A 26,204-nucleotide genomic window follows, 5' to 3' on the forward strand; every position below is an offset into this window, starting at 1 on the left:
AGGCATGGACTTCGGATTTATCCTTTCCAGCGCGGCTGGCGAACTTTTCAGCCCGACGACGGCGGCCTACGCCCTCGCGGCGCTCGGCCTCGCCGTTCACTTCGGCTACTCGGGCCTGCTGAACTTCGGCCAGGCCGGCTTCATGGCCGTCGGGGCCTACGGCTTCGCCATCTCGACGCTCACGTTCCGGGTGCCGTTCTTCGTGGGCCTGATCATCGCCGTCGTCTGCTCAGTGCTCTTTGCACTGGTCCTGGGCATTCCAACCCTCCGGCTGCGGGCGGACTACCTGGCCATCGTCACCATCGCGGCGGCGGAAATCGTGCGCTACGTCGTCACCACCAACCAGCTCACCTCCGTGACCGGGTCCGCCAACGGTCTCGCCGCCTTCGAGGGCGGGTTCTATTCGATGAACCCGTTCCCGGAGGGCGCCTACTTCGGCATGAACAACCGCGACTTCTTCATCCGCGTGGTGGGCTGGGGACTCGTGGCCATCGGCTGCGTCCTCGTCTGGCTCCTGATGCGCAGCCCCTGGGGCCGCGTGCTGAAGGGCATCCGCGAAGACGAGAACGCGGTGCGGTCGCTCGGCAAGAACGTTTACGCCCACAAGATGCAGTCACTGGTGATCGGCGGAACCTTCGGCGCCCTGGCCGGAATGATCTTCACGCTCCCCCGCGGCGCCGTGCAGCCCGCCAACTACGGCACCGAACTGACGTTCTTCCTCTGGACCTGCCTGCTGCTGGGCGGCATGGCCACGGTCCTGGGTCCGGTGATCGGCGCCATGATCTTTTGGGTGGTCCTGTCCCTCACACAGGGCGTCCTGTACGGCCTCATCGAATCCGGTGCGGTGACCTGGCTGACCACGGTCCAGGCCGGGCAGCTGCGCTACATCCTGGTGGGCATCGCTCTGATGCTGCTGATGATCTTCCGGCCGCAGGGCGTCTTTGGCAACAAGAAGGAGCTGGCGTTCGCATGAGCAAGCACAGCGAAGAATCCATGGAAGAGGGCGTCGACTACATGACGGACGCCCGGCCGATCGCCGTCGGGGACAACACCCCCGGCTGCAAGAAGCGGGATCCCATCGTCGTCGCCGAAAACGTCACCCGCAGCTTTGGCGGCATCAACGCCGTCGACGTCGATTACCTGGAGATCCCGCGGCACAAGATCACCGCCCTGATCGGCCCCAACGGGGCCGGCAAGACCACCCTGTTCAATCTGCTCACCGGCTTTGACACGCCGAACTCGGGCAAGTGGCAGTTCGAGGGCCACAGCATCGCCGGAGTGTCCTCCTACAAGGTTGCGCGGATGGGCATGGTGCGCACGTTCCAGCTGACCAAGGTCATGGGCAAGCTGACGGTCATGGAAAACATGCGGCTTGGCGCGTCCAACCAGCCCGGCGAGAGGCTGTCGAAGGCCCTGTTCAAGAACATCTGGGGCGGCCGCGAAAAGGAAATCACCGAGCACGCCAACGTCCTGCTGGAGAAGTTCAAGCTCGATACCAAGAAGGACGACTACGCGGCCTCCCTGTCCGGCGGCCAGCGCAAGCTGCTGGAAATGGCCCGCTCCCTGATGGTCCGGCCCAAACTGGTGATGCTGGACGAACCGATGGCAGGGGTGAACCCGGCGCTGACGCAGTCGCTGCTGGACCACATCAAGAACCTCAAGTCCGAGGGCATGACCGTCCTCTTCGTGGAACACGACATGCACATGGTCCGGCACATCGCGGACTGGGTGGTGGTCATGGCCGAAGGAAAGATCGTGGCCGAGGGACCGCCGGGCGAGGTCATGAAGGACCCCGCCGTCATTGACGCCTACCTGGGCGCCCACCACGACGTCGATCTCGGCGACACCGAGGGCATCAGGGAGCTGGAGCAGGAACTCGCGGCGGATGAGGAATCGATCGTTGGCACGGAGAATGCAGGCATGATCGCGGTGGACGTTGCGGCGCCCACCATCAGCGAAGCCGGCCCGGAGACCGGACGCACAGATGCCGGACATACAGACAGGGACAAGGAATGAGTGCCACGAGCGCGGCCCCGGCCGCAAGCAGCGCAGCCGAGGACGGCGTCGTCGTCAAAGTCACCGACCTGGTGGCCGGTTACCTCCCCGGCGTGAACATCCTCAACGGGTGCAGCATCGAAGCCCGGAAGGGCGAGCTGATCGGCATCATCGGCCCGAACGGGGCCGGCAAGTCCACGCTGCTGAAGGCCATGTTCGGGCTGGTGAAGGTGCACTCCGGATCCGTGATGGTCAGGGGCCGCGACCTCACGGGCCTGAAGGCCAACAAGCTGGTGACCCAGGGCGTCGGGTTCGTGCCGCAGACCAACAACGTGTTTGCCACACTCACCATCGAGGAAAACATGCAGATGGGCATGTTCCAGCGGCCCAAGGACTTCGCCGAGCGCTTCGACTTCGTCACCAGCCTGTTCCCGGAGCTGGGAAAACGCCGGGCGCAGCGCGCGGGCTCCCTGTCCGGCGGCGAGCGGCAGATGGTGGCGATGGGCCGGGCGCTGATGATGGAGCCGGCAGTGCTGCTGCTGGACGAACCCTCGGCAGGCCTCTCCCCCGTCAAGCAAGACGAGACGTTCCTGCGGGTGCACGAGATCAACCGTGCCGGAGTGTCCGTCATCATGGTGGAACAGAACGCCCGCCGCTGCCTGCAGATCTGTGACCGCGGCTACGTCCTGGACCAGGGCAGGGATGCGTACACCGGCACGGGCCGTGAGCTCATGAAGGACCCGAAGGTCATCCAGCTGTACCTCGGCACGCTGGCCGACGAGGACTAAGCCGGCAGCAAACCAGCACAGCAAGAAGCCCCCGTCAGATTTGACGGGGGCTTCTTGTGTGTGGCGGGAAAGCGGCTTACAGCTTGCCGGATTCTTCGTGGGACGGCTTGTACGTGTTGTCGTCCTGATACTCGTAGATCCCGATGGAGGCTTCCGTCGGGTCACCGGCGTCGGAGAAGGTCACCGGACCGGACTCGCCGTCGTAGTCGATGTCCTTGCCGTTGCGCAGCAGCGTGACGCAGGATGGGAAGTCGGTGCACTTCTCGCCACCTTCAGACACTGCCTTCAGCTGCTTGGCGATGTCCGTGCCCTTGGTGCTCTTGGCGGCCTCGGCTGCCAGTGCAATCAGGTTGACTGCGTCGTAGGACTCACCGGCGTAGCTGTAGTCCTTCAGTGCCGGGTCGATGGCGAGGAGCTTCTTTTTGAAGTCATCCTTGGCGAAGGTGCCGGGGATGGTTCCCTGTGCGCCCTTCAGCGTGCCGGCCTTAAAGTCCTTGCTGTAATCGGATGTATTGCCGTCCACCATGAACAGCTGCGTAGGCTTGACGCCCTTGCCGGTGATCAGCGGAACGATGCTCTTGGCCTGGTCGAAGGTGATCAGGGCAATCGCGTCCGGCTTGGCAGCGATGACCTTGTCCACCTGGCTGCTGAACTGCGAGTCACCCTCGTTGAAGAGTTCCTCGGCCACAACCTGGCCGCCGGCTGCTTCAAAGGCCGCCTTGACGTTCTTCGCCAGTCCGGTGCCGTAGGCATCGTTCAGGACGATCATGCCCACCGTCTGGGCGCCACAGGTGGCCATGTAGTTGCCCAGCACCTTGCCCTGCAGCACGTCCGACGGAGCGGTCCGCCAGTACAGGCCCTTGTCGTCCCAGGTGGTGAAGTCCGGGGACGTGTTCGCGGGCGAGAACTGGATGACGCCGGCGCCGGTGATCTGGTTGATCACGGTCTTGGAGACACCCGAGGACGCGGCACCGATGATGGCGCTGACACCCTGGCCGAGAAGTGCTGTGGTGGACTGCGTGGCGATGTCCGTCTTGGTGTCGCCGGAGTCGCGGTGGATGACCTGGACCGGCTTGCCGAGCACGCCGCCGGCATCGTTGACTTCCTTGATGCCGAGGTTGACACCGGCGATTTCGGGCGGGCCAAGGAACGCCAGCGACCCCGTCGTCGGCAGGAGCGATCCAAGTTTCAGCGGTGTGGGAGTGATGGTGGTTGCGGCCGGCACGTTGCCGGTCTCTGTGGCGGTGCTGCTTGCCCCGGCCGTGGCACTGGGAGCAGGGCACGCGATGCCGCCGCCTGCCGCTGCGGAGGATGAGGTCGCGCTCGGGGTGGAGCCGCCACCACAAGCCGTGGCCAGAAGGGCGACGCCGATGCTAAGCACTGTAAGCTTAGCGACCCTTGGCGCCGTCTGGGGGAGTGAAATCATTTAGAGTCTCCTCGATCGAAAGGTGCGAACGGCCTTTGATGCGATTTGGTCAGGGGTTCCTGAGCTAAGTTCAAGCTAATCCAATTCGAGCGGGAACATAAGTGACTAAGGTCACATCCTCATAACACTCGTTGCATATTGGAACACCGGCGACGCGGCGGAGAAAAGTAGTACCCCAGGTGGGACTCGAACCCACAACACGCGGATTTTAAGTCCGCTGCCTCTGCCAATTGGGCTACTGGGGCGCCCGGTCAATCGTATCGCCTCAGACGGCGGCCAAGGGCCCCGCGTACCGGAATGTGCCGTGGACCCCGCCGGGCCACAGAGCGAGGGGCAGCAGCTGGAAATGGTCGCCCCAGTTCTTGTCCGGCGCCTCGACACCCAGCGAGGACGCCGGGACGAAGCCGAACCGCGGGTAATACACGGTGCTTCCGAGCAGTGCGATGCCCTTCTCCCCCGCGGCGTTGGCACGGGCGACGGATTCGCGCATCAGTGCCGAACCGATGCCGTGGCGCTGCAGCCGGGGCGTCACACTGATGGGCCCGAGGCCCAGCAGCTCAAGGTCCGCCACCCAGGCGCGGGTGCTGATCACGTGGCCGACGATTTCGCCGTCGAGTTCCGCGACGATGCTGAACTCCGGCAGGTACTCCTCGGCGACGAACAGCTCACGGAGCACTCTGACCTCAACGGGCTCCCCCTCCACGGGCAATCCGGTGACCGGGGAAACTGCGAACGCCTCGGCGGTCAGGGCAAGGAGGGCATCGCGGTCCCCGGGCTGTTCGCTCCGCAGCACCACTTCCCGTACCGGCTCCGGACCGGGTGCGCTGGCGGCCGAAAGCTCCGTCAGGACCTCCAGGGCCCGGGCCGAGTCAGCCACCGGCACCAGCAGGTGGTCGTGGTGGAAGCCGGCCAGCACATTGCAGCTGATCCGTGCCTGGGTCAGTGCCCTGCTGACGGCCGCGGTCAGGCCCACCGCTTCCAGGGCCGAGTGGATCTCCAGGGTGATCCAGGCGGCCACGAAGTCGTACGGCAGGTCCAGCGCGTCCGCTTCGGCCCGGGGCAGGACCACGGTGAGACCCTCGGCTTCCCGGACGGCGGCTTCAATGTGCCCGGCCAGCGGCCTGCCGTGCGGCCAGAGTACATAGACGTACTCCCCTTCCCGGAGCACCGGACGCATCGAGGCAAGGAGGGTCTGAAGGTTCTTTTCACCCGTCATGGAGCCAGTCTATGTGGGCCCCTGCGGTATCCCGGGAACTGCGCGGCACCTGCAGGACCTACCCCCACCCGGGGAAACGCGAAAGCGGCCGTTCCCCCGGAAGGGAACGGCCGCCGTCGTCGTTGTTGCTACTTGGCCTCGGCCGTCACAGCATCCTTGGCGCCGCCCTGGGCAGGCGCGGCGGCCTTCTCAGCCGGAGCCGCAGCCGGAGCAGCGGCAGCGGGCTTGGGCGCCGGGGTGGCGGCGGCCACGAAGGCACCGCGCGGGTTGTCCAGGTCCAGCAGCTGGGTGGTGTCGCGGCCCGCGAAGAAGCTCAGGATCCAGTTGAAGACCACGCGGAACTTGCGCTCGAACGTCGGCATGGCCATGCCGTGGTAGCCGCGGTGTGCCAGCCAGGCGAGGGGGCCCTTGAGCCCGATGCGGCCGAGCAGGTTGATGTTGGCAACACCCTTCCACTCGCCGAAGCCGGCCACAGCACCGAGGTTCTTGTGCTTGTAGTCCACCAGCGGCTTGTCCCAGCGGGAAGCCCACAGGTTCTTGGCGAGGCGCTTGGCCTGGCGCAGCGCGTGCTGGGCGTTGGGAACGCAGGTGCCGTCCGGCAGGCCGCCGCCCGAGAGGTCGGGAACCGCGGCGATGTCGCCGGCAGCCCAGGCGTTGTCGATGATGCCTTCGTCGCCGCCGATGCGCAGGTCCGGCAGGACGCGGACGCGGCCGCGGGGCTCCAGCGGGAAGTCGGTGGAGCGGACCATGGGGTTGGCCTGGACACCGGCAGTCCACACGAGGGTGTCGGTTTCGAATTCCTGCGCCGGCGTCTTGTCCGGCAGGTTGATGAGCTTGAGGGAACCCTCGGCGTTGTCCAGCGAGGTGTTCAGCAGGACCTCGATGCCGCGGCTGCGGAGGTGCTCCACGACCCACTCGGCCTGCGGTGCCGTGACCTCGGGCATGATGCGGCCCATGGCCTCGACGAGGACGAAGCGGATCTCCTCCTGCTTGACGCGCGGGTTGTTCTTTACCGCGGCGCGGGCGAGGTCTTCCATTTCGGTGATGCACTCGATGCCGGCGAAGCCGCCACCCACCACCACGAAGGTCAGCGCACGGGCGCGTTCGGCGGGGTCGGTCATGGTGGAGCCGCGCTCGATGCGGTCGAGGACCTTGTTGCGCAGCGCAACGGCTTCCTCGATGGTCTTCAGGCCGATGCCCTTGTCCGCCAGGCCCTTGATGGGGAACGTGCGGGTGATGGCGCCGGCGGAAAGCACGACGTCGAAGTACGGAATCTCAAAGTTGTCGCCACCGTCAGCCGGGGCAACCACTGCCGTGCGGTTGGCGTGGTCGATGGACAGCACGCGGCCCTGGATGAGCTCGCTCTGCTTGAGGTGCTGGCGGTGCGAGACCACTGCGTGGCGGGCCTCGATGTTTCCACCGGCAACTTCCGGCAGGAAGGGCTGGTAGGTCATGTAGGGCAGCGGATCAACGACGGTGACGATGCCGCCTGCGTTCGCGATCTTCTTCTGCAGTTTGAGGGCTACGTAGAGGCCGACGTACCCGCCGCCGACGACGAGCACACGCGGACGATCCTGGAGCTGTGGGGTGGTTGCCATGACTCCAGAGTACCGTACTTTGTGAAAATCTTCACTAACTGCTCCGGTCGGCCTGGTCCACCCTCGTCACGGCACCGGTTTCCGGTTCCTCCGCTCCCCCGCCGGAGGTCCGGTAGGCCCGCCGCAGCTGCACTGCGCCCGCCGCAATAATGGCTAGGAAAAGCCCGCCAAACCCGATGACCACAGCCGCCGGCAGCGCACTGTCCAGCTGCGACGGCGGCACGGCAACCGGCACGGTCGCCTTGGGCAGCGTCGCTTGCGCGGTGGGCGCAGGGGCCGTCGGCTCGGGAGCGGGGGTGGCGAGGTTCCCGCGTCGGTGGACGCGGATCCAGTCGGCGATGGAGCCCAGCGGGTTGGCCTTCGTTTCCGCCACATCGTCCTTGAGGGCCGCCTCCGCGTTGAGGACGCCGAAGCCGTACAGCGGGTCCTTGCCCGGCGCGCCCTCGTCCTTGGCGGTGGAGACGATCCTGTTGATGACCTGCCTGGCGCTCATCTCGGGCCACTTGGAGCGGATCAGCGCCGCAACGCCGGAGACGATGGGGGTGGCGCCGGACGTGCCGGCCCATTCGGCGTAGCTTCCGCCGGGCAGCCCGCCGGCAAGCTTCTCCGCAGGCGCTGCCACACCGATGCTGATTCCCTGGGAGGAGGAATCGGTGCTCGCCTGTCCGCTCCGGTCCAGGCCCGCAACGGTCAGAACGCCGGGGATGGTTGCCGGTGCCCCCACCTGGACGTTGCCGCCCACCCGGTTTCCGGCCGCGGCCACGATGACCACGTCCTTCTGCTCGGCGTACAGGAAGGCGGCGTCCCAGCTTTGCGGCCATTCAGGCGACGTGCTGCCCAGCGAAATGTTGATGACCTTGGCACCGTTGTCCACGGCCCAGCGCACGGCTTCCGGGATCTGGTCCTGGTCGCTCTTGCCTCCGGGGTTGGCCGATCCCAGCCAGGTGGAAACGGAGAGGATCTGCGCCTCTGGTGCCACGCCCATGATGCCGTCCGGCATTGCTTTGGAGGCCGTTGCGGTGGCGCTCGGGGAAGGCTTGGCGCTGGCCGGGGCCTTCTTCGCCGGCTGGTGTCCGCGGCCCGCCAGCATGGTGGCCACGAGCGTGCCGTGCTCGGGCTTGGCGCCGATGCTCTTCTCGCCGTCGGCGGCGCCGGCGCCGGAGACGTCATGGCCGCCGGCCACCACGCCCTTGAGGTCGGGATGGCCGCCGTCCACGCCGCTGTCAATAACAGCGACCTTCACGTTGGCGCCCTTGGAGACTTCCCAGGCCTTGGTGATGCCGGCTTCCTTGAGCCAGTACTCCTTGTCCCGCCAGGAGTCGGCCTGCGCGGCCGGGGCGGTGGCGACGGCCGACGCGGCAATGCCACCGGCAAGCACCGCGGACAGAAGAGCCGAGACCGTCCGGCTAAGCCGGGCTGTTGCTCTGGTCATTCAGGATCCAATACTCGGTTACTTTGGTGCCTCGGCACTCAGGGCAATTCCGTCCAGAATATCGTGCTCGCTGGCCGTGGCCGTAATTATGCGGCCGCCGCTGAGCTCGCCCATGCGGGTAAGGATGCGCCGCCAGACCAGGGCGCCGGCGCCGATCACGTCCACCCGGCCCGGGTGCATGTAGGGCAGTTCCGCCCGCTGCGCCCGCGGCATCTGCAGCAGATCGGTGGCCGCCGCCTGCACGGCGGAGATGGACAGTTCGGCGCCGTGGATGGATCCCGGTAGGTATTCGGGCAGTTTGAGCGCATGCGCCGTGATGGTGGTGATCGAGCCGGCAACCCCGACGACGGCGGTGCTGCGTTCCAGCGGAACGTCCAGTCCCGCTTCGGTCATGGCGGCATCGACGTCGGCCTCCGCGGCGGCGATCTGTTCGGCAGTGGGCGGATCCGACCTGAGGTGGCGTTCGGTCAGCCGGACACAGCCGATGTCCACGGACTTCGCGGCGATCACGCCGTTGGCGTCGCCGAGCACGAACTCGGTGCTGCCGCCGCCCAGGTCCACCACCAGCACCTTGTCCTCTGCCGAAAAGGGCAGCACGCTGCTGGCGCCGTCGAAGGACAGCGCGGCCTCCTCGTGGCCGGTGATCACCTCGGGCTCCACGCCGATGAGGTTCCGGACGCCGTCCACGAAGACCTGGCGGTTCCGGGCGTCGCGGCTGGCCGAGGTGGCCACGAAGCGGACCTTCCGGACCTGGTACTGGCGGATCATCGCGGCATAGTCGGCTGTGGCTGCGAAGGTGCGTTCCAGCGCCTCGGGCGCCAGTTCGCCGGTGGCGTCAACGCCCTGGCCGAGCCGCACCACACGCATTTCACGCACGACGTCGGTGAGCTTCGTGGCGCCGTTGCCGCGGTCAATGTCGGCGATGAGCAGGCGGATGGAGTTGGTTCCGCAGTCGATAGCGGCGACCCGGGTCATGCGTCTGCCTCCGTTGCGGCTACGTCGGCTGTCTCTGTGGCTCCGTCAGTCTTTGATTTGCGGACGGGCGCCGGCCGGCCGACGATGTCCGGCAGGCCCTGCGGGCCGTGGCGGCTGAGGTCCCGGGACGGCGCCTCGCCGGCCGTGTCCCAGGCGCCGTCGCAGTAGCAGCGGTCTGCGGTCCACCATTCGCTGATGGCCGCGATGGCTTCGTCGCCCAGCGGGTTCACGCCCGGCCCGGCGGCCAGCGAGTGTCCCACCAGGACGTGCAGGCACTTGACGCGGGTGGGCATGCCGCCGGCGGAGACACCGTCGATCTCCGGGACGCCGCCGATCCCGGAGCGTGCTCCGATGTCCGCGCGGGCTGCCAGATACGCATCGTGGGCTGCCCGGTAGGAGGCCGCCAGGGACTCGTCGGCGGCAAGCCGGTCATTCATGTCGTTCATAAGGCCGGCCGCTTCAAGACGGGAAACCGCCGACGTGATGACCGGGTGGGTCAGGTAGAACGTGGTGGGGAAAGGGGTTCCGTTGCTGAGGCGCGGTGATGTTGCCGCCACCAGCGGATTCCCGCAAATGCAGCGCGCCGGAATTTCCACAACGTCGCGCACCGGCCTTCCCAACTGGCGGCTGAGCACGTCGAGGTCCTCCGGTGATGGCTGCCTGGAGTCCCCGGGGGCGGTTGCCGAGTTGTGGTCCACTGGCGTGGCCGTCCTTCCTGCCCGGATCTGGCTGTCCCGAATTTCCGGTGGACAGTCCCGCGGCGGGCGCCGCTCCTAGTCTGTTGCCGAGCGCCTGATGGACTCCCACAGGGAATCCACCCAGGCCACGTCGGCAGGGTCTTGTGTTTCTGCTGCACTGGGCTGGCTGCCTGCTGCGCCGGCCGGCAGATCGCTGCCGAATACCCAGTAGCCCGTCTCACCCGGCATAACCATGTTAATGCGGTCCCGCGCCTGCTGCTTGACATAGTTGGGATCCTGCCAGCGCGAGACCTGCCGTTTGAGATTGTCCTGGTCCGTCTTGCTGTCCGCGATGTCCGACTCCAGCGCAGCGATTTCAGCCCGCTTGTCGATGAAGATCTTCACAGTGGGGGCCAGCATGATGGTGATGGCTACCATCACCACGGCCAGGGCCAGCATGCGGCCGGAAAACGCCTTGGCAGGAACGGGATCGAGGTTCTCTTCCCCGGCCGCAACGCCGGATGAGCCGGACTTCCCGCGGCCGCCGCCTGCCTTTCCGGGGCCGGTCTTTGTGGCCGGACCGGCCTTCGTACCCGCGCCGGCCTTTGTGCCCGCAGCCGTGGACCTGGAGTTGGTGGTGCCAGTACCGGTCCTGCTACCCGTGCCGCCCTGGGCGCCAGGGCCAGTCTTCGCACCGGGCCCACTGCCCGCTGCTTTCGCCCCCGTGCCCGCGTGTCCGTGTCCGGTGCCTGTTCCGGCGCCATGGGTGGCCGGATCCGAACGCGGGCCGCCGAAGTCCGCCTGGATGACGTCTCCCCCGGCTGATCCGGTGGAGGACTGCTGTGCTGGTGGGGTCACCCTGGGAACTTTGGGACGGCGGGTAGCCATGACACTCCTGTAACGTGTGGCGCCAAAAACAAAACCGGTGGCTATGGTCTTTCCACCATAGCCACCGGTCAGCTGTTTGCTTGGCTACTAGCCCTTGAAACGCGGGAACGCGCTGCGGCCGGCGTAGCGTGCGGCGTCGTCGAGTTCCTCTTCGATGCGCAGCAGCTGGTTGTACTTGGCAACACGCTCGGAGCGGGCCGGGGCACCGGTCTTGATCTGCCCGGCGTTGGTGGCAACGGCGATGTCGGCGATCGTGGTGTCTTCGGTTTCGCCGGAGCGGTGCGACGTGATGGTGGTGTAACCGGAGCGCTGGGCCAGGGAAACGGCATCCAGGGTTTCGGTCAGCGAACCGATCTGGTTGACCTTGACCAGCAGGGAGTTGGCCGTGGCGGCGTCGATGCCCTGCTGCAGGCGCTCGGGGTTGGTGACGAACAGGTCGTCGCCCACCAGCTGGACCTTGTCACCGATGGTGTCGGTGAGGATCTTCCAGCCATCCCAGTCGTTCTCGTCCAGCGGGTCCTCGATGGAAACCAGCGGGTAGTCGGCAACGAGCTCGGCGTAGTAGGCGCTCATCTCGGCGGCGCTCAGGGCCTTGCCCTCGAACTGGTAGGCGCCGTCCTGGAAGAATTCCGAGGATGCGACGTCCAGGGCCAGGGCAATGTCGGTGCCCGGGGTGTAGCCGGCGTTCTTGATGGCTTCCTGGATCAGGTCCAGGGCGGCGCGGTTGGACGGCAGGTTCGGGGCGAAGCCGCCCTCGTCGCCAAGGCCGGTGGAGAGGCCCTTCTGCTGCAGCACGGACTTGAGGTTGTGGTAGACCTCAACGCCCCAGCGCAGGCCCTCGGAGAAGGTCTCCGCGCCGATGGGGGCGATCATGAATTCCTGGATGTCCACGTCGGAATCCGCGTGCGAGCCGCCGTTGAGGATGTTCATCAGCGGAACGGGCAGGACGTGGGCGTTCGGGCCGCCCAGGTACTTGTACAGCGGCAGGTCAGCGGAGGCTGCTGCGGCGTTGGCGACGGCCAGGGAAACGCCCAGGATGGCGTTCGCGCCCAGCTTGCCCTTGTTGGCGGTGCCGTCCAGGTCGATCATGGCCTGGTCGATGCTGCGCTGGTCGGTGGCGTCAAAGCCGGTCAGGGCCGGGGCGATCTGGTCGATGACGGCGTCAACGGCCTTCTGGACACCCTTGCCGAGGTAGCGGCCCTTGTCGCCGTCGCGCAGTTCAACGGCTTCGTGCTCGCCGGTGGACGCGCCGGACGGAACGGCAGCGCGGCCGATCTGGCCGTCGGAGAGGAGAACTTCAACTTCGACGGTGGGGTTGCCACGGGAATCGAGGATCTCGCGGGCGTGGATGGCATCGATAAGCGCCATGGATTTGCTCCTTGTGGGCGATATTACGGGGGTTCTTGCGGAAAAAATCTCGACGTCCTCGTCAGGGACTAGCGTAGTCGAGAGTGGTGCACGTTACGGAAACCTATCCAGAACCCGGACGTCATGATCCGGGTTCTGTCGTCTCCGGGTAGCGGTTCTGGTACCGCCGCACGGCCCCGCGGAGGGCGCGCTCGGCGTCGAACCCCCTGTTCCGGGCGGAACGGACGACGGCGAGCAGCAGCTCGCCGAGCTCGGCTTCGGTTTCCATTGTTTCGGTGAGCTCAACCACCGGGGTTTCGACAGTCCGGGTTTCGGCAGGCTCAACCAGCGGCGGCAGCCCGGCCCGTTCTGCCCGGTCCAGGGTTTTCTGGGCCTGGGCCAGTGCGGGGAGAGCTGCCGGGATGCCGTCGAACGGTGTGCTGCGCTGCGGGCTTTCGGCCTTTTTCACCGCATCCCACTTGAGCACGATCTCCTCCACCGTGGCGGGGAAGGAGTCCTGGAGGGATCCGTCCGGACGAAACACATGCGGGTTGCGTCGGATCATCTTTCCGGTGAGGCCGCGCGCGACGTCGCCGAAACCGAACACGCCGCGCTCCTCGGCGAGCCGGGCGTGCAGCACCACCTGGAGCAGCACATCGCCCAGCTCACCCTTCAGCTCAGCCTCATCCGCACCGGTCTCGATGGACTCGGCCACCTCATAGGCCTCCTCCAGCAGGTACTCCACTAGCGACTCGTGGGTGAGGGCGCCCATCCAGGGGCAGTGCTCTCGCAGGGCGGCAATGACCCCCAGCAGTTCCCCCACCTCGTCGGCGGATTCAGGCTGCCGGACAGTTTCAGCCAAGGTCGCCGTACGCGTCGTTGATGTACTCCACGAGGGCTTCTTTTTCCTCCAGGGGCAGGAAGGATGCCTCGGCGGCGTTCAGCGTCAGCTCCAGCAGGTCGTCGAGGTCGTAGTCGAAGGTCTCCACCAGCAGTTCGAACTCGTCGGTGAGCGTCACGCCGCTCATGAGCCGGTTGTCCGTGTTGATGGTGACGTTGAAGCCCAGCTGGTACAGCATGTCCAGCGGGTGGCTTTCGATGCCCTCGCCGAAGCCGGCAATGGCGCCGGTCTGCAGGTTGGAGGACGGGCAGATTTCCAGGGCGATGCCGCGGTCACGGACCCAGCTGGACAGGTTGCCCAGGGTGACCAGGCCGATGTTGTCGCTGTCCTCGTCGTCGGCGTCGTCCTCGTCGAACTCCACCATGATGTCCTCGGCGATGCGGACCCCGTGGCCCAGGCGAAGCGCGCGGCCGTCAACGAGGGCGGACTGGATGCTGTCCAGTCCGGCGGCTTCGCCGGCGTGCACGGTTGCAGGGAAGTTGTTTTCGGCCAGGTAGGTGAATGCCTCCCGGAAGCGCGAGGGCAGGAAGCCGTCTTCGGCGCCGGCGATGTCGAACCCGACGGCGCCCTTGTCGCGGTGCCGGACGGCGAGTTCCGCGATCTCCTGGCCGCGGTCAGCATGGCGCATGGCCGTGATCAGCTGGCCCACCTGGATCTCGCGGCCGGTCTCGGCTACGGCGTCCACGCCGGCTTCGAGGCCTTCCTGGACCGCTTCGACCACCTCGTCCAGCGTCAGTCCCTTCTGGAGGTGCTGCTCAGGCGCCCAGCGCACTTCGCCGTACACCACGCCGTCGTCCGCCAGATCCTCGACGAACTCCTTGGCGACGCGGAACAGGCCTTCCTTCGTCTGCATGACGGCAACAGTGTGGTCGAAGGTCTCAAGGTAGCGGACCAGCGAGCCGGAGTTGGCGGATTCCCGGAACCATTCGCCCAGCGCGGTGGGGTCGGTGGACGGGAGGGTGTGCCCCACCGCCCCGGCCAGCTCAATAATGGTGGCAGGGCGCAGGCCGCCGTCCAGGTGGTCGTGAAGGGATACCTTGGGCAGGCTCTTCAGGTCGAAGTCAAGGGCAGGGGCGGCGTCAACGATTGGCTCAGTCACGTACCAACTCTAGGGTTGGACCGGCGGCAATGCCAACGCATCCATTGCGTAACGGCGGGCGGTGGGGACGGCTGCCCAGCGGCACCGCTAAGCCACGCGACTGCGCTCTTCCGGGATGTTGCCCTTTTCCGGCACGGTGCTCTCCGCTGGAGCTTCGGCGGCGTCGTTGCGGCCGAGCCGTTTGTGCCACCAGCGGAGGGCATGGTCGATGATGATGCCCAGGATGATGGCGAACACGACGGCGATGCCGGCGCCCAGCAGCGGGTTGGAGTGCAGCCACGGGAATGAGCTGGCCACGAGGCCGATGCCTATCGAATAGCCCACCCAGGTGAAGCAGGCGAAGGCATCCAGCAGGAAAAACCTGCGGTGCGGATAGCCGGTGGTGCCGGCGACGTAGTTCACGGCGACGCGCCCCCACGGGATGTAGCGGGCCGTGAAGATCAGTACGGCGCCGCGCTTCTCCAGCTCATAGCGCGCCCAGCCGAATACCTTCTGCACCCTGGGCCGGCGCATCCATTTCCAGCGCTCCAGGCCGATCTTTCGGCCCAGCATGTAGGCCATGTTGTCACCGGCCATCGCGCCGGTCAGGGCGGTCAGGCCAAGGATCCACAGGTTGGGCTCACCGCTGTGGCGGGAAAAGGCCGCCAGCGCCACGATAAGCGTCTCGCTGGGGACCACCATGGCGAACCCGTCCACGAAGAAAAACACGAGCAAGATGGGGTAAATCCACCACTGACCCGCTGCATGGAGCACGGCATCATTAATAAACTCCACGCGGTGCTGCTCCTAGGGACTATAACAAGACGGGAAGTGACGCAAATCGCTCTTTAGTGTCGCATGGCGGGAGGATAGTCCGCTACGCCCTGCTTGGAAAGTCAACCTTCCTGGAACGGGTCCGGAAGACGGCCCCGCAACCGGTTGATGCCGAGATCCACCAGGATGCCCAGCACAATGGCGCAAACGATGGCAATCGCGGCCCCCAGCAGATGGTTCTGCTCGAACCACTGGCCGAAGAACAGCCCGATGGCCACGGAATACGAGGCCCACAGGGTGGCGGAAAGGACAGTCAGCCCGATGAAGCGCGCGTGGGAATAGTGGGTGGCTCCCGCGGTCAGGTTGACGGCCACCCTGCCGATGGGGACGAACCGCGCCACGAGGATCAGCGACGCCGGCCGCTTGCGCAGCTCCCGCCCGGCCCACCGGAACGCCCGCTGCATCCGCGGCCCGCGCATCCAGCCCCAGCGCTGCGTGCCCACGCCGCGGCCGATGAGGTAGGCGGCGTTGTCACCCGTGAAGGCGCCCAGTCCCGCCACCGCAGCAAGAAGCCACGGGTTGGGAACGTGCGCCGTGGCGGCGACAGCGGCGAGTCCCACCACCACCGATTCGCTGGGAATGGGCGGGAAGAAGCCGTCGATGATGCAGCAGGCAAGGACTACGAACAGAACCCAGGGCTGCCCGGCGGCCGCGAGGATGAAGTCATTGATGGCCTGCACGGTCAGGCAATGCGGTCGATGATGAGCTGCTGGGCGGGCCTTGAGCCTTCCGGCGCGATGGTGACGGCGTGTTCGAGTGCCTCCTTGGCCCGGTCAAACTTCTCCGGGGTGTCCGTCAGCAGGGTCATCAGCGGCTCACCGGCGCGCACGGCGGCGCCCGGCTTGGCGTGCAGGCGGACTCCCGCAGCTGCCTGGACAGCGTCTTCCTTGCGGGCCCGGCCGGCACCGAGGCGCCACGCGGCCACGCCCACGGCGAAGGCGTCGAGCTCCACAAGAACACCGTCGGCGGGCGCGTAGATGGTTTCCGCCTCCTTGGCCACCGGCAGCTTCGCGCGCGGGTCGCCGCCCTGCGCCTCGATCATCCGGTTCCAGATGTCCATGGCCCTGCCGTCCCGGAGCGCGGCGGCGGGATCGGCGTCGGAAACACCGGCACACTGCAGCATCTCCGCCGCGAGCCTCACGGTCAGTTCGACGACGTCTTCCGGGCCGCCGCCGGCGAGGACCTCGACGGATTCCTCGACCTCGATGGCGTTGCCCGCGGTGAGCCCCAGCGGGGTGCCCATGTTGGTCAGCAGGGCCACGGTTTCCACCCCGGCGTCCTTGCCGAGGGCCACCATGGTCTCGGCCAGTTCGCGTGCGCCCGCCTCGTCCTTCATGAACGCCCCGCTGCCCACCTTGACGTCCAGCACGAGCGAGCCCGTGCCCTCGGCGATCTTCTTGCTCATGATCGACGAGGCAAGCAGCGGGATGGACTCGACGGTGCCCGTGACGTCGCGCAGCGCGTAGAGCTTCCGGTCCGCGGGGGCGAGCCCTGCACCGGCGGCGCAGATCACCGCGCCCACCTCCTGGAGCTGGGCCAGGATTTCATCGTTGCCCAGGGCCGCGCGCCAGCCCGGAATCGACTCGAGTTTGTCCAGCGTGCCGCCTGTGAAGCCCAGTCCGCGCCCGGACAACTGCGGCACCGCCACTCCGAACACCGCGACGAGGGGCGCCAGCGGCAGGGTGATCTTGTCCCCCACCCCGCCAGTGGAGTGCTTGTCCGTGGTTACTTTCACGCCGCCGTCGGGCCGCCGCAGGCCGGAGAAGTTCATCCGCTCCCCCGAGGCGATCATTGCCGCGGTCCATTGGGAGATCTCGGCACGGTCCATGCCGTTAAGCAGGATGGCCATGTTCAGGGCCGCCATCTGCTCCTCCGCGATGACACCGCGGGTGTACGCGTCGATGGTCCAGTCGATCTGCCCAGGGCTGAGCGCGCCCTTGTCGCGCTTGGTCCGGATGATGTCGACGGCGTCGAACGGCTCGGTCCTTTGGGTCACCGGGTTCCCTCCAGGTGTTCGGGGCCAAATGCGTCGGGCAGCACCTGGTCCATGGTCCTGATCCCCTGCGTGGTCATGAGCTCCATACCAGGTGCGCGGAACTCGTAGAGCAGCTGCCGGCAGCGTCCGCAGGGCATGAGCACGTTGCCGCTGCCGTCCACGCAGTAGAAGGCCCGCAGGAGGCCGCCGCCGGTCATCTGCAGGTTCCCCACGAGGACGCACTCGGCGCACAACGTCAGGCCGTAGCTGGCATTCTCCACATTGCAGCCGCTCACAATCCGGCCGTCCGCCGTGAAGGCCGCGGCCCCCACCGGAAAGTTGGAGTAGGGCGCGTAGGCGTTCTTCATGGCTTCGAGCGCGGCACCTTCAAGGGCCGCCCAGTCGATAATGGCGCCCATTGCGTTGGCGTCGTTCTGCACGGCCGTCACCCCTTGGCGTACGGATGCCGCTGGCCGGCACCCGGGTGCGCTGAAGCGCACTCATGAGCCACTTTAGTGTCCTGCTCCGTGTCCGGCTAACACGCCCGGCGCGAACGCACACTTAAGCCCCGCGTGTCGGGTCTTAAGTGCGCGTTCGCCCTCGGGGCAGAGTCCGTTCGGGCACCGGGACTGTTGTGCTGGCTAGAGGCGGACGAGCATCTTCCCGGTGTTTCCGCCGTCGAGCATGTCCATGAAGGCCCGGGGCGCGTTCTCCAGGCCGTCGACCACAGTCTCGTCGTAGCGGACGGTCCCGTCGGCTAGCCAGCCGGCCATTCGCCCGGCGAACTCGACGGCATGCTGCCGCTGGCCGCCCACGAGGAATCCGCGCAGCGTGAGCTGCTTGCCGATCGCGACGGCGAGGTTGCGCGGCGCGGCCGGCGGCTCCGTCGAGTTGTACTGGGCGATCGCACCGCACATGGCCACGCGGCCGCCGACGTTGAGGACTGACAGCGCGGCTTCGAGGTGGTCCCCGCCGACGTTGTCGAAGTACACGTCGATTCCCTCACTGCCCGCGGCTGCCTTCAGCTGGTCCAGGACGGGGGCATCGCGGTAGTTGAACGCCGAGTCGAAGCCCAGGTCCAGCAGACGGGCAACCTTCTCCGGTGTGCCCGCGCTGCCAATCACCTTTGAGGCCCCCATCGCCTTGGCGATCTGCCCCACGAGCGAGCCCACTGCTCCGGCGGCACCCGAGACGAACACGGCGTCGCCGGGCTTGAACTCCGCGACCTTCAGCAGGCCTGCATACGCGGTGAGTCCGGTCATGCCCAGCGCACCAAGGAACGCCGAGGCCGGCGCGAGCTCTGTATCCACGGGAGTTGTCCGCTCCGCGTCCACCACCGCATGCTCCCGCCAGCCGCGCTGATGTACGACGACGTCCCCCACCTTGCGCTCATCGGACCGGGACGCGATCACCTCACCCACCGCACCGCCGTCGAGCGCTGTGTCCAGCGCAAACGGCGCTGAATAGGATTTGGCGTCGTTCATGCGGCCGCGCATGTAGGGGTCCACCGAGATGAAGAGGTTCCGGACCAGGACCTGGCCCTCTGTGAGGGCCGGGACTGCCGTTTCGGCGAGCCTGAAGTTTTCCGGGACGGGCCGCCCGTCCGGCCGGGAGGCCAGCTGGATCTCGCGGCTGGTCACCGGCAACGCCGTTTCGGACCCTGCTGCCCCGGCGCTCACGCTGCGAACTCCACGAGCGTCAGTGCGACGTCCATGTTGCCGCGCGTCACGTTGGAGTACGGGCAGATGCTGTGCGCCTTGGCCATGAGCGCCTCGGCGGTGGTGCGGTCCAGTGCGGGGAGGGCGATTTCCAGCTCGGCGGCCAGGCCGTAGCCCTCGCGGTCCTCGAGGGCACCGAAGTGGATCTTGGCTGCGACGGCGGAGTCCGTGAGGTCTGCCCGGGCCTGCCGGCCGACCATGCGGAGGGCGGAGTGGAAGCACGCCGCATACCCGGCGGCGAACAGCTGCTCCGGGTTGGTGCCCTCGCCGTTCCCGCCCAGCTCCACCGGGCTGGCGAGGTCGACGTCGAGTTTGCCGTCCCTGGTCCGCGCAGATCCGTCGCGGCCTTCGCCGGAGGCGAGGGCCTCGGCTGTGTAGAGGGTCTTCAATGTGTTTCCTTCCGGTTGGGAGGTCAGGTGGTTTGGGGGGGTGGCATTTGCCGGGGGCTGCCTAGAGCGAACCGTGCAGGGCTGCCGTGAGCTTGCCGAGGGTTGCGCGCAGCTGATCAAGTTCCGTGGGGCTCAGGCCCGCTGCGGCAGCGAGGTGCTGCGGCACGCCGGAGGCCTTGCTGCTCAAGGCTCTGCCGGCACCGGTCAGGTGCACGGCAACCCTGCGCTCATCCTCGGCCGACCGGCGCCGCTCCACGAAGCCCAGCGTTTCGAGGCGCTTCAGGAGGGGCGAGAGCGTCCCGGAGTCGAGGCCAAGTTCCTCCCCCAGTTCGCGCACGCCGCGGGGTTCGTTCTCCCAGAGCACCAGCATGACGAGGTACTGGGGGTAGGTCAGGCCGAGCTCTTCAAGGAGCGGGCGGTAGACGGCCGTGGCAGCCCGCGAGGCGGAGTAGAGGGCAAAGCACACCTGGCGGTCGAGACGGGGAGCATCGGGCATGACCTTAACGGTAGCGCGCAATTCAATTGTGCACAACTTACTTCCGTAAAGGAGAGCGCGAACGCACACTTAAGCCCCGGAGTCCGGGGCTTAAGTGTGCGTTCGCGCTGAGGGGGCGGGGCTTAAGTGTTCGTTCGCGCTTGCTGTGCGGGCTAGAGGTCGCGGATGGTGCGGAGCGCTGCGGCGGTGAGGACCTGGATGCCGAGGCCGAGGGCCCGCTCGTCCAGGATGTAGTCGCCGCGGTGCAGGTCGTACTCCTCGCCGCCGGGGGTCTTGGTACCGAGACGCATCATGGCCCCGGGCAGTTCGGCCAGGAACCAGGCGAAGTCCTCCCCGCCCATGGACTGCGGCGTCAGCACCACTGCGCCCTCGCCGATCTCGGCACGCGCAGCAGCCTCGATCAGCGCCGTCTCATGTTCGGAGTTGACCACGGGAGGAACGCCCCGGGTATGCTCCAGCCGCACGTCCACGCCGTAGGGCGCAGCCACCTGGTGCACCACTTCGTCCAGCAGTTCGCCGGCGCTGTGCCAGGCATCGCGGTCCAGGCAGCGCATGGTTCCGGCCATGTACCCGGTGCCGGGGATCGCGTTGGGCGCCGACCCGGCGGAGATGTGCCCCCACACCACCGAGACGCCGCTGCGGACGTCCACCCGGCGGGACAGGACGGCCGGCACGTTCACGGCAATCTGCGCCAGCGCGAAAACAAGCTCCTCGGTCAGGTGCGGGCGCGAGGTGTGCCCGCCGCGGCCGGACAGTTCAATCCGGATGGTGTCTGATGCCGAGGTGATGGCGCCGATGCGGGTGCCGATCTTGCCCACTTCGATGCGCGGGTCGCAGTGCAGCGCCAGGATGCGGGGAACACCTTCCAGCACGCCCTGCTCGATGCAGGAGTGCGCTCCGCCGGGCATGGTTTCCTCGGCGGGCTGGAAGATGATGCGCACCGTCCCGCCCAGCGGGGATTCCTGATGCATCCGGTGCAGCACCAGGGCGATGCCCAGCATGGTGGTGGTGTGCACGTCGTGGCCGCAGGCGTGCGTGACGCCGTGGTTCTTCGAGGCGAACGGGAGTCCCGTTTCCTCGATGATCGGGAGGGCATCGATGTCACCGCGCAGCGCGGTGGCGATCGGGCCCTCGCCGATGTCAACGGTCAGGCCGGTGCCCTCGAGCCGGCGGGGCTCGAGGCCTGCAGCCTCGAGCCGCTCGGCCAGCTTGTCCGTCGTCCGGAATTCCCTGAAAGACAGTTCGGGGTGCGCATGCAGGTCACGGCGAAAATCGATCAGTTCCGGCAGCAGGGGCTCCAGCCACGGCCCCACCAGGGCGGTGGGCTCAGCTTCAGTAGTGTAATTGCGCACACCTCAACTGTAGCGAGGCCGGAAAGATTAGCTGCATCGCCTTCTCCGCGTTACGGCCTGTTTGCTTTCCCGAGAACTAGAGGACGTCGGTGTCGCCGCTGGCCTTCAGGGCGTCGACCGCCTGCTTCACCCGCTGCGAGTGCTGCTTGGTGGTCACCAGGAGCGCATCCGGCGTATCCACGATGACGACGTCCTTGATGCCGATCAGGGCGATGACACGCTTGGTGTCCGAGACCACCACGCCGCTGGCGTTTTCGGTGAAGACGCGGGCGCCCTCGCCGAGGACCGTCACCTCGTCCACTTCCTTGGCGCTGTTCAGCCGCCCCACGGAGGCGAAGTCGCCGACGTCGTCCCAACGGAAGGAACCGGGTACGACGGCGACGTCCCCGGCTGCCGCTGCGGGCTCGGCGACTGCATAGTCGATAGCGATCTTGGGCAGGGTGGGCCAGACACGCGCGGTGACTCCGTCACGCTGCGGCGTGTCCCACGCCTGGGCGATTTCCTGCAGGCCGTTGAAAAGCTCCGGCTGGTTCGCTTCCAGGTGCTTGAGCATGAGGGAAACGGGCGCCACGAACATGCCGGCGTTCCAGACGTACTCGCCGCTGTCCACGTACTGCTGGGCGACGTCCTCGTCCGGTTTCTCCACGAACTCCACCACAGCCTGGGCGCTGGGCGCCCCGGGGATGTGCAGCGAGTTGCCGGACCGGATGTAGCCGAAACCGGTGGACGGGTGGGTCGGCTTGATGCCGATGGTCACGATCTTGCCGGCCGCGGCGGTGTGGATGGCTTCCCGCACGGCGTCCTGGAAGAGACCATCGGGGCTGATCACCTGGTCCGCGGCAAAGGAGCCCATGATGACGTCCGGATCGCGCTGGTGCAGGATGGCTGCGGCCAGGCCGATCGCGGCGCCGGAGTCCTTCGGTTCGCTCTCGAGCACGAGGTCGCCGTCCTGCACCTCGGGCAGCTGGCGGCAGACGGCGGCACGGTGCGCCACGCCAGTGACAACAAGGACGCGGTTGCCGGCCAGCGGTTCAAGGCGGTCGTAGGTGGCACGCAGAAGCGTGCTGCCCGAACCGGTCAGGTCGTGAAGGAATTTGGGAGCTGCTGCTCGTGACAGAGGCCAGAGGCGGGTCCCCACACCGCCCGCAGGAATCACAGCGATAAAACGGCTGAGAGGTGAATCCTGGCTTGTCACTTTGTCGTTACTCATCAGGCCCTACTTTAGCCGACGCACCTCAGGGCGGCCTTTCGCCGGCGGGCCGCATGCGGATACTGTGGCAACAGATGTGGTGTTTGTCTCAAAATAACCGAAAATCCGTACAGTACGTGGCGGGCAAGGAACGCCTGAATTGAATAAGCTGTGAGCGAAGCCTAGATTTAGGCCTGAGCTACGAGTGCTCTCGCAGCAGGCGTTCCCCCCGGCGTGGATCCCGCGCCAGCGCCGCTGTGTTCAGGGAGGTTTATTCAGTGCCGACGAAACCAGCTGGCACCTTGTACCGCGGCCGTGAAGGCATGTGGTCTTGGGTTGGACACCGCATTACTGGTGTAGTGATCTTTTTCTTCTTGTTGGTCCATGTGCTGGACACCTCACTGGTGAGGGTGTCGCCTGAGGCCTACACCGCCGTGATCGGTGCCTACAAGAACCCGCTGATGGCCCTGGGTGAAACGGGCCTCGTCGCAGCGATCGTGTTCCACGCCTTCAACGGCCTGCGGATCATCGCCGTCGACTTCTGGAAGAAGGGCGCCAAGTACCAGCGCCAGATGCTGTGGGTGGTGCTGGGCCTGTGGGTCGTCACCATGGTCGCCTTCGCCATCCGCCACCTGTCCCTCGCGCTCGGAGGTCACTAAGCCATGTCTGCAACTGAGATCCAGTCCCCGCGCAGCGGACAGATCGGCGGCAAGCCCGAGTCCGGCAAGATCGCCCCGAAGTACCGCCGCAACGGCAACTCTCGCGGCAACTTCGAAATGCTGGCCTGGCTGTTCATGCGCCTCTCCGGCGTGGTCCTGGTTGTGCTGATCTTCGGCCACCTCATCGTCAATCTCCTGGTGGGCGAAGGCATCCACGCCATCGACTTTGGCTTCGTTGCCGGCAAGTGGGCAGATCCGTTCTGGCAGTTCTGGGACCTGGCCATGCTGTGGCTCGCCATGCTGCACGGCACCAACGGTGTCCGCACCATCATCAACGACTACGCCGAGAAGGACTCCACCCGCTTCTGGCTCAAGATGGTCCTCTACGCAGCCTCCGCCGTCATCATCATCCTCGGCACCCTGGTGATCTTCACCTTCAACCCGTGCCCGGTTGTCAACGGCGTCCAGCTGCCCGGCGGCTTCTGCCCCGCGTAGCATCCCGTGGCGGCCCGCCATCCATTGGCGGGCCGCAATTTTGTGCGGAGACGGCCCAGGCCGCCCGCTGTTTTATTGCGAATTTTGAGAGAAAGAGCGTCTGGTATGCAGGTCCATAAGTACGACGTCGTCATCGTCGGTGCCGGTGGCGCCGGGATGCGCGCCGCGATCGAGTCCGGTCAGCGTGCGCGAACAGCAGTACTGACCAAGCTGTACCCCACCCGCTCCCACACGGGTGCGGCGCAGGGCGGCATGTGTGCAGCCCTGGCCAATGTCGAGGAAGACAACTGGGAATGGCACACCTTCGACACCATCAAGGGCGGCGACTACCTGGTTGACCAGGACGCCGCCGAGGTCATGGCCAAGGAGGCCATCGACGCGGTGCTGGACCTCGAAAAGATGGGCCTGCCGTTCAACCGCACGCCCGAGGGCCGCATCGACCAGCGCCGCTTCGGCGGCCACACCCGTGACCACGGCAAGGCTCCGGTGCGCCGCGCCTGCTACGCCGCGGACCGCACGGGCCACATGATCCTCCAGACCCTGTACCAAAACTGCGTCAAGCACAACGTTGAGTTCTACAACGAGTACTACGTCCTGGACCTCCTGACGGTCGAGGAAGACGCCGTGCGCGAGGACGGCACGCCGTTCAAGCAGAAGCGCGTTGCCGGCGTCGTGTCCTACGACCTCGCCTCCGGCGAGCTGCACGTCTTCCAGGCCAAGTCCGTGGTGTTCGCCTCCGGCGGCGCCGGCAAGGTCTTCAAGACCACCTCGAATGCCCACACCCTGACCGGTGACGGCATGGGCATCGCGTTCCGGCGCGGCATCCCCCTGGAGGACATGGAGTTCTTCCAGTTCCACCCGACCGGCCTCGCCGGCCTCGGCATCCTCCTGTCCGAGGCCGCCCGCGGTGAAGGCGCCATCCTCCGTAACTCCGAGGGTGAACGCTTCATGGAGCGCTACGCCCCGACGATTAAGGACCTCGCCCCGCGTGACATCGTGGCCCGCTCCATGGCCAACGAGGTCCGCGAAGGCCGCGGCTGCGGACCGAACAAGGATTACGTGCTCCTTGACCTGACGCACCTTGAACCGGCCCACATCGACGCCAAGCTGCCGGACATCACCGAGTTCGCCCGCACCTACCTCGGCGTCGAGCCCTACACGGAGCCGGTCCCGGTCTTCCCGACGGCGCACTACGCCATGGGCGGCATCCCGACGAACATCACCACCGAGGTCCTCCAGGACAACGACACCGTGGTTCCGGGCCTCTACGCCGCCGGCGAGGTGGCCTGCGTGTCCGTGCACGGCTCCAACCGTCTGGGCACCAATTCCCTGCTGGACATCAACGTGTTCGGCAAACGCGCCGGCATTGCCGCCGCCGAGTACGCCAAGACGGCTGACTTCGTGGAACTGCCGGAGAACCCGGAAGACTTCACCATCCGCCTGCTGGATGTGGCCCGCAACGCGAACGGCACCGAAAAGGTCGCCGCGATCCGCAAGGAACTGCAGGACACCATGGACGCCAACATGCAGGTGTTCCGCACGGCAGACACGCTGAACCAGGTCCTGAAGGACATCGAGTCCTTCGAGGAGCGGTACCAGCGCATCAGCGTCCAGGACAAGGGCAAGCGCTTCAACCTGGACCTGCTCGAGGCCGTGGAGCTCGGCTTCCTGCTGGAGCTCGCTCGGGTCATGACCGTGGCGGCCCTGCACCGTGAGGAATCCCGCGGCGGCCACTTCCGCGAGGACTTCCCGGACCGCGACGACGAAAAATTCATGAAGCACTCCATGGCGTACAAAGAAGACCACGCACCGGCCGACGGTTCCGCGGAGGAGGCAATCGCCGGTGTCCGGCTTGCCACCAAGCCGGTTGTCTTTACGCGCTACGAGCCGATGGTGAGGAAGTACTAATATGTCCGCTGAACTTGCTGAGCCAGCCTCCAAGATCGAACTTCCCGCCGGTGTTGGCGGCGGCGGGGAAATCCCGACGTTCGACATCACCCTGCGCGTCCGCCGCTACGACCCCGAGGTTTCCGCCGAAGCCCGCTGGGACGACTTCAAGCTGACCATGTACGGCACGGACCGCGTGCTGGACGCCCTGCACAAGATCAAGTGGGAAGTGGACGGCAGCGTCTCCTTCCGCCGCTCCTGCGCCCACGGCGTCTGCGGTTCCGATGCCATGCGCATCAACGGCCGCAACCGCCTCGCCTGCAAGACCCTGCTGAAGGACCTGGACACGTCCAAGCCCATCACCGTTGAGCCCATCAAGGGCCTGCCGGTGGAGAAGGACCTGATCGTGGACATGGAGCCGTTCTTCCAGTCCTTCCGCGAAGTCATGCCGTTCCTCATCAACAAGGGCCACGAGCCCACGAAGGAACGCCTGCAGTCCGCCGAGGACCGTGAGCGCTTCGACGACACCACCAAGTGCATCCTGTGCGCCGCGTGCACGTCGTCCTGCCCCGTGTTCTGGACCGACGGCCAGTACTTCGGTCCGGCAGCGATCGTGAACGCCCACCGCTTCATCTTCGACTCCCGTGACGACGCCGGCGACATGCGCCTGGAGATCCTCAACGACAAGGAAGGCGTGTGGCGCTGCCGCACCACCTTCAACTGCTCCGAGGCATGCCCCCGCGGCATCCAGGTCACGCAGGCCATTGCAGAGGTCAAGCAGGCCATCCTGGCCCGCAAGATCTGAGCCCGCTCTAAGCGGACAAAAGAGTACGACGGCGTCGCTCACCACATGCGGAAACGTACGGTGAGCGGCGCCGTCGTTGTTTCT

26 protein-coding genes and 1 tRNA gene are annotated in these 26,204 nt (G+C 66.6%); 7 read left to right on the top strand and 20 right to left on the bottom strand.

Annotated elements, in window-relative coordinates; all coding sequences use genetic code 11:
- The first annotated feature begins 4 nt into the window (after positions 1–4).
- The 3 genes from ACFRAU_RS22025 to ACFRAU_RS22035 are packed head-to-tail and all read left to right on the top strand — an operon-like array spanning position 5 to position 2,783.
- Positions 5–973: a branched-chain amino acid ABC transporter permease gene (locus ACFRAU_RS22025; RefSeq protein WP_377996982.1), complete on the top strand. Its 969-nt coding sequence runs from the start codon at positions 5–7 to the stop codon at positions 971–973.
- Positions 970–2,016: an ABC transporter ATP-binding protein gene (locus ACFRAU_RS22030; protein WP_378001483.1), complete on the top strand. Its 1,047-nt coding sequence runs from the start codon at positions 970–972 to the stop codon at positions 2,014–2,016. The genes ACFRAU_RS22025 and ACFRAU_RS22030 overlap by 4 nt, the downstream gene beginning before the upstream one ends.
- A complete protein-coding gene (locus ACFRAU_RS22035) occupies positions 2,013–2,783 on the top strand; it encodes an ABC transporter ATP-binding protein (RefSeq protein WP_377996980.1) in 771 nt (256 codons plus the stop codon). The genes ACFRAU_RS22030 and ACFRAU_RS22035 overlap by 4 nt, the downstream gene beginning before the upstream one ends.
- A 76-nt stretch (positions 2,784–2,859) precedes the next feature.
- Here the strand turns inward: ACFRAU_RS22035 and ACFRAU_RS22040 are convergent, their stop codons facing one another.
- The 20 genes from ACFRAU_RS22040 to ACFRAU_RS22135 form a co-directional block, all read right to left on the bottom strand.
- Positions 2,860–4,209, bottom strand: a complete 1,350-nt coding sequence (locus tag ACFRAU_RS22040; RefSeq protein ID WP_377996979.1) for an ABC transporter substrate-binding protein — start codon at positions 4,207–4,209, stop codon at positions 2,860–2,862.
- A 171-nt stretch (positions 4,210–4,380) separates the two neighbouring features.
- A tRNA-Leu gene (locus tag ACFRAU_RS22045) sits at positions 4,381–4,454 on the bottom strand.
- A 20-nt stretch (positions 4,455–4,474) separates the two neighbouring features.
- The gene (locus ACFRAU_RS22050; RefSeq protein ID WP_378001484.1) at positions 4,475–5,425 is read right to left on the bottom strand and encodes an N-acetyltransferase; all 951 of its coding nucleotides are present in this window, start codon (positions 5,423–5,425) and stop codon (positions 4,475–4,477) included.
- A gap of 128 nt (positions 5,426–5,553) precedes the next feature.
- Positions 5,554–7,023, bottom strand: a complete 1,470-nt coding sequence (locus tag ACFRAU_RS22055) for an NAD(P)/FAD-dependent oxidoreductase (protein WP_377996977.1) — start codon at positions 7,021–7,023, stop codon at positions 5,554–5,556.
- Positions 7,024–7,057: 34 nt separating this feature from the next.
- Positions 7,058–8,455 (bottom strand): S8 family serine peptidase, encoded by a 1,398-nt coding sequence (locus ACFRAU_RS22060; protein ID WP_377996976.1) that lies wholly within the window; start codon positions 8,453–8,455, stop codon positions 7,058–7,060.
- Between the two features lie 18 nt (positions 8,456–8,473).
- Positions 8,474–9,430 carry an exopolyphosphatase gene (locus ACFRAU_RS22065; protein ID WP_378001485.1) on the bottom strand — a complete coding sequence of 319 codons (957 nt, stop codon included), beginning with the start codon at positions 9,428–9,430 and terminating at the stop codon, positions 8,474–8,476.
- A complete protein-coding gene (locus tag ACFRAU_RS22070) occupies positions 9,427–10,128 on the bottom strand; it encodes a DUF501 domain-containing protein (protein ID WP_378001486.1) in 702 nt (233 codons plus the stop codon). The genes ACFRAU_RS22065 and ACFRAU_RS22070 overlap by 4 nt, the downstream gene beginning before the upstream one ends.
- Before the next feature lie 75 nt (positions 10,129–10,203).
- Entirely contained in the window at positions 10,204–10,995 is a 792-nt protein-coding gene (locus ACFRAU_RS22075) for a septum formation initiator family protein (RefSeq protein ID WP_378001487.1), read from the bottom strand.
- Positions 10,996–11,082: 87 nt separating this feature from the next.
- On the bottom strand, positions 11,083–12,363 hold the full coding sequence (gene eno, locus ACFRAU_RS22080; protein ID WP_378001488.1) for a phosphopyruvate hydratase: 1,281 nt from the start codon (positions 12,361–12,363) through the stop codon (positions 11,083–11,085).
- A 121-nt stretch (positions 12,364–12,484) separates the two neighbouring features.
- Positions 12,485–13,114, bottom strand: a complete 630-nt coding sequence (locus ACFRAU_RS22085) for a MazG nucleotide pyrophosphohydrolase domain-containing protein (protein WP_378001501.1) — start codon at positions 13,112–13,114, stop codon at positions 12,485–12,487.
- An 82-nt stretch (positions 13,115–13,196) separates the two neighbouring features.
- A complete protein-coding gene (locus ACFRAU_RS22090; RefSeq protein WP_378001489.1) occupies positions 13,197–14,342 on the bottom strand; it encodes an adenosine deaminase in 1,146 nt (381 codons plus the stop codon).
- 87 nt (positions 14,343–14,429) lie between these two features.
- Positions 14,430–15,116 carry a DedA family protein gene (locus ACFRAU_RS22095; protein ID WP_378001490.1) on the bottom strand — a complete coding sequence of 229 codons (687 nt, stop codon included), beginning with the start codon at positions 15,114–15,116 and terminating at the stop codon, positions 14,430–14,432.
- Between the two features lie 101 nt (positions 15,117–15,217).
- The gene (locus ACFRAU_RS22100) at positions 15,218–15,835 is read right to left on the bottom strand and encodes a DedA family protein (protein ID WP_378001491.1); all 618 of its coding nucleotides are present in this window, start codon (positions 15,833–15,835) and stop codon (positions 15,218–15,220) included.
- A gap of 2 nt (positions 15,836–15,837) precedes the next feature.
- Positions 15,838–17,151, bottom strand: coding sequence for a thymidine phosphorylase (locus ACFRAU_RS22105; protein ID WP_378001492.1), 1,314 nt, complete (start codon positions 17,149–17,151; stop codon positions 15,838–15,840).
- The gene (locus tag ACFRAU_RS22110) at positions 17,148–17,549 is read right to left on the bottom strand and encodes a cytidine deaminase (RefSeq protein WP_378001502.1); all 402 of its coding nucleotides are present in this window, start codon (positions 17,547–17,549) and stop codon (positions 17,148–17,150) included. Before ACFRAU_RS22110 ends, ACFRAU_RS22105 begins: the two co-directional genes overlap by 4 nt.
- A 222-nt stretch (positions 17,550–17,771) precedes the next feature.
- Positions 17,772–18,809: an NADP-dependent oxidoreductase gene (locus ACFRAU_RS22115; RefSeq protein ID WP_378001493.1), complete on the bottom strand. Its 1,038-nt coding sequence runs from the start codon at positions 18,807–18,809 to the stop codon at positions 17,772–17,774.
- On the bottom strand, positions 18,806–19,237 hold the full coding sequence (locus tag ACFRAU_RS22120; RefSeq protein WP_378001494.1) for an organic hydroperoxide resistance protein: 432 nt from the start codon (positions 19,235–19,237) through the stop codon (positions 18,806–18,808). Before ACFRAU_RS22120 ends, ACFRAU_RS22115 begins: the two co-directional genes overlap by 4 nt.
- A 61-nt stretch (positions 19,238–19,298) precedes the next feature.
- Complete coding sequence (locus ACFRAU_RS22125) at positions 19,299–19,733, bottom strand: MarR family winged helix-turn-helix transcriptional regulator (RefSeq protein WP_377996965.1); 435 nt, start codon at positions 19,731–19,733, stop codon at positions 19,299–19,301.
- Between the two features lie 152 nt (positions 19,734–19,885).
- Positions 19,886–21,085: an amidohydrolase gene (locus ACFRAU_RS22130; RefSeq protein ID WP_377996920.1), complete on the bottom strand. Its 1,200-nt coding sequence runs from the start codon at positions 21,083–21,085 to the stop codon at positions 19,886–19,888.
- A gap of 76 nt (positions 21,086–21,161) precedes the next feature.
- Positions 21,162–22,295 carry a mannose-1-phosphate guanylyltransferase gene (locus ACFRAU_RS22135; RefSeq protein WP_378001495.1) on the bottom strand — a complete coding sequence of 378 codons (1,134 nt, stop codon included), beginning with the start codon at positions 22,293–22,295 and terminating at the stop codon, positions 21,162–21,164.
- A 257-nt stretch (positions 22,296–22,552) separates the two neighbouring features.
- Between ACFRAU_RS22135 and sdhC the strand changes: the two genes are divergently transcribed.
- The 4 genes from sdhC to ACFRAU_RS22155 all read left to right on the top strand — a co-directional run bounded on the left by sdhC (position 22,553) and on the right by ACFRAU_RS22155 (position 26,120).
- Positions 22,553–22,933 (top strand): succinate dehydrogenase, cytochrome b556 subunit, encoded by a 381-nt coding sequence (sdhC, locus tag ACFRAU_RS22140; protein WP_076798412.1) that lies wholly within the window; start codon positions 22,553–22,555, stop codon positions 22,931–22,933.
- Positions 22,934–22,936: 3 nt separating this feature from the next.
- On the top strand, positions 22,937–23,428 hold the full coding sequence (locus ACFRAU_RS22145) for a succinate dehydrogenase hydrophobic membrane anchor subunit (RefSeq protein WP_377996918.1): 492 nt from the start codon (positions 22,937–22,939) through the stop codon (positions 23,426–23,428).
- 105 nt (positions 23,429–23,533) lie between these two features.
- The gene (gene sdhA, locus ACFRAU_RS22150; protein WP_377996917.1) at positions 23,534–25,336 is read left to right on the top strand and encodes a succinate dehydrogenase flavoprotein subunit; all 1,803 of its coding nucleotides are present in this window, start codon (positions 23,534–23,536) and stop codon (positions 25,334–25,336) included.
- A gap of 1 nt (position 25,337) precedes the next feature.
- A complete protein-coding gene (locus tag ACFRAU_RS22155) occupies positions 25,338–26,120 on the top strand; it encodes a succinate dehydrogenase iron-sulfur subunit (protein ID WP_306921628.1) in 783 nt (260 codons plus the stop codon).
- Positions 26,121–26,204: the final 84 nt, after the last annotated feature.

The sequence above is a fragment of the Arthrobacter sp. NPDC056691 genome, from assembly GCF_042791415.1.
GTDB lineage: Bacteria > Actinomycetota > Actinomycetes > Actinomycetales > Micrococcaceae > Arthrobacter.

Coding starts and splice junctions, on each gene's coding strand:
- ACFRAU_RS22075 (WP_378001487.1), bottom strand. CDS start 10,995: ATGGCTACCCGCCGTCCCAAAGTTCCCAGGGTGACCCCACCAGCACAG.
- ACFRAU_RS22050 (WP_378001484.1), bottom strand. CDS start 5,425: ATGACGGGTGAAAAGAACCTTCAGACCCTCCTTGCCTCGATGCGTCCG.
- sdhA (WP_377996917.1), top strand. CDS start 23,534: ATGCAGGTCCATAAGTACGACGTCGTCATCGTCGGTGCCGGTGGCGCC.
- ACFRAU_RS22110 (WP_378001502.1), bottom strand. CDS start 17,549: ATGGGCGCCATTATCGACTGGGCGGCCCTTGAAGGTGCCGCGCTCGAA.
- ACFRAU_RS22055 (WP_377996977.1), bottom strand. CDS start 7,023: ATGGCAACCACCCCACAGCTCCAGGATCGTCCGCGTGTGCTCGTCGTC.
- ACFRAU_RS22145 (WP_377996918.1), top strand. CDS start 22,937: ATGTCTGCAACTGAGATCCAGTCCCCGCGCAGCGGACAGATCGGCGGC.
- ACFRAU_RS22085 (WP_378001501.1), bottom strand. CDS start 13,114: ATGGGCGCCCTCACCCACGAGTCGCTAGTGGAGTACCTGCTGGAGGAG.
- ACFRAU_RS22030 (WP_378001483.1), top strand. CDS start 970: ATGAGCAAGCACAGCGAAGAATCCATGGAAGAGGGCGTCGACTACATG.
- ACFRAU_RS22155 (WP_306921628.1), top strand. CDS start 25,338: ATGTCCGCTGAACTTGCTGAGCCAGCCTCCAAGATCGAACTTCCCGCC.
- ACFRAU_RS22025 (WP_377996982.1), top strand. CDS start 5: ATGGACTTCGGATTTATCCTTTCCAGCGCGGCTGGCGAACTTTTCAGC.
- ACFRAU_RS22065 (WP_378001485.1), bottom strand. CDS start 9,430: ATGACCCGGGTCGCCGCTATCGACTGCGGAACCAACTCCATCCGCCTG.
- ACFRAU_RS22060 (WP_377996976.1), bottom strand. CDS start 8,455: ATGACCAGAGCAACAGCCCGGCTTAGCCGGACGGTCTCGGCTCTTCTG.
- ACFRAU_RS22035 (WP_377996980.1), top strand. CDS start 2,013: ATGAGTGCCACGAGCGCGGCCCCGGCCGCAAGCAGCGCAGCCGAGGAC.
- ACFRAU_RS22135 (WP_378001495.1), bottom strand. CDS start 22,295: ATGAGTAACGACAAAGTGACAAGCCAGGATTCACCTCTCAGCCGTTTT.
- eno (WP_378001488.1), bottom strand. CDS start 12,363: ATGGCGCTTATCGATGCCATCCACGCCCGCGAGATCCTCGATTCCCGT.
- ACFRAU_RS22040 (WP_377996979.1), bottom strand. CDS start 4,209: ATGATTTCACTCCCCCAGACGGCGCCAAGGGTCGCTAAGCTTACAGTG.
- ACFRAU_RS22125 (WP_377996965.1), bottom strand. CDS start 19,733: ATGCCCGATGCTCCCCGTCTCGACCGCCAGGTGTGCTTTGCCCTCTAC.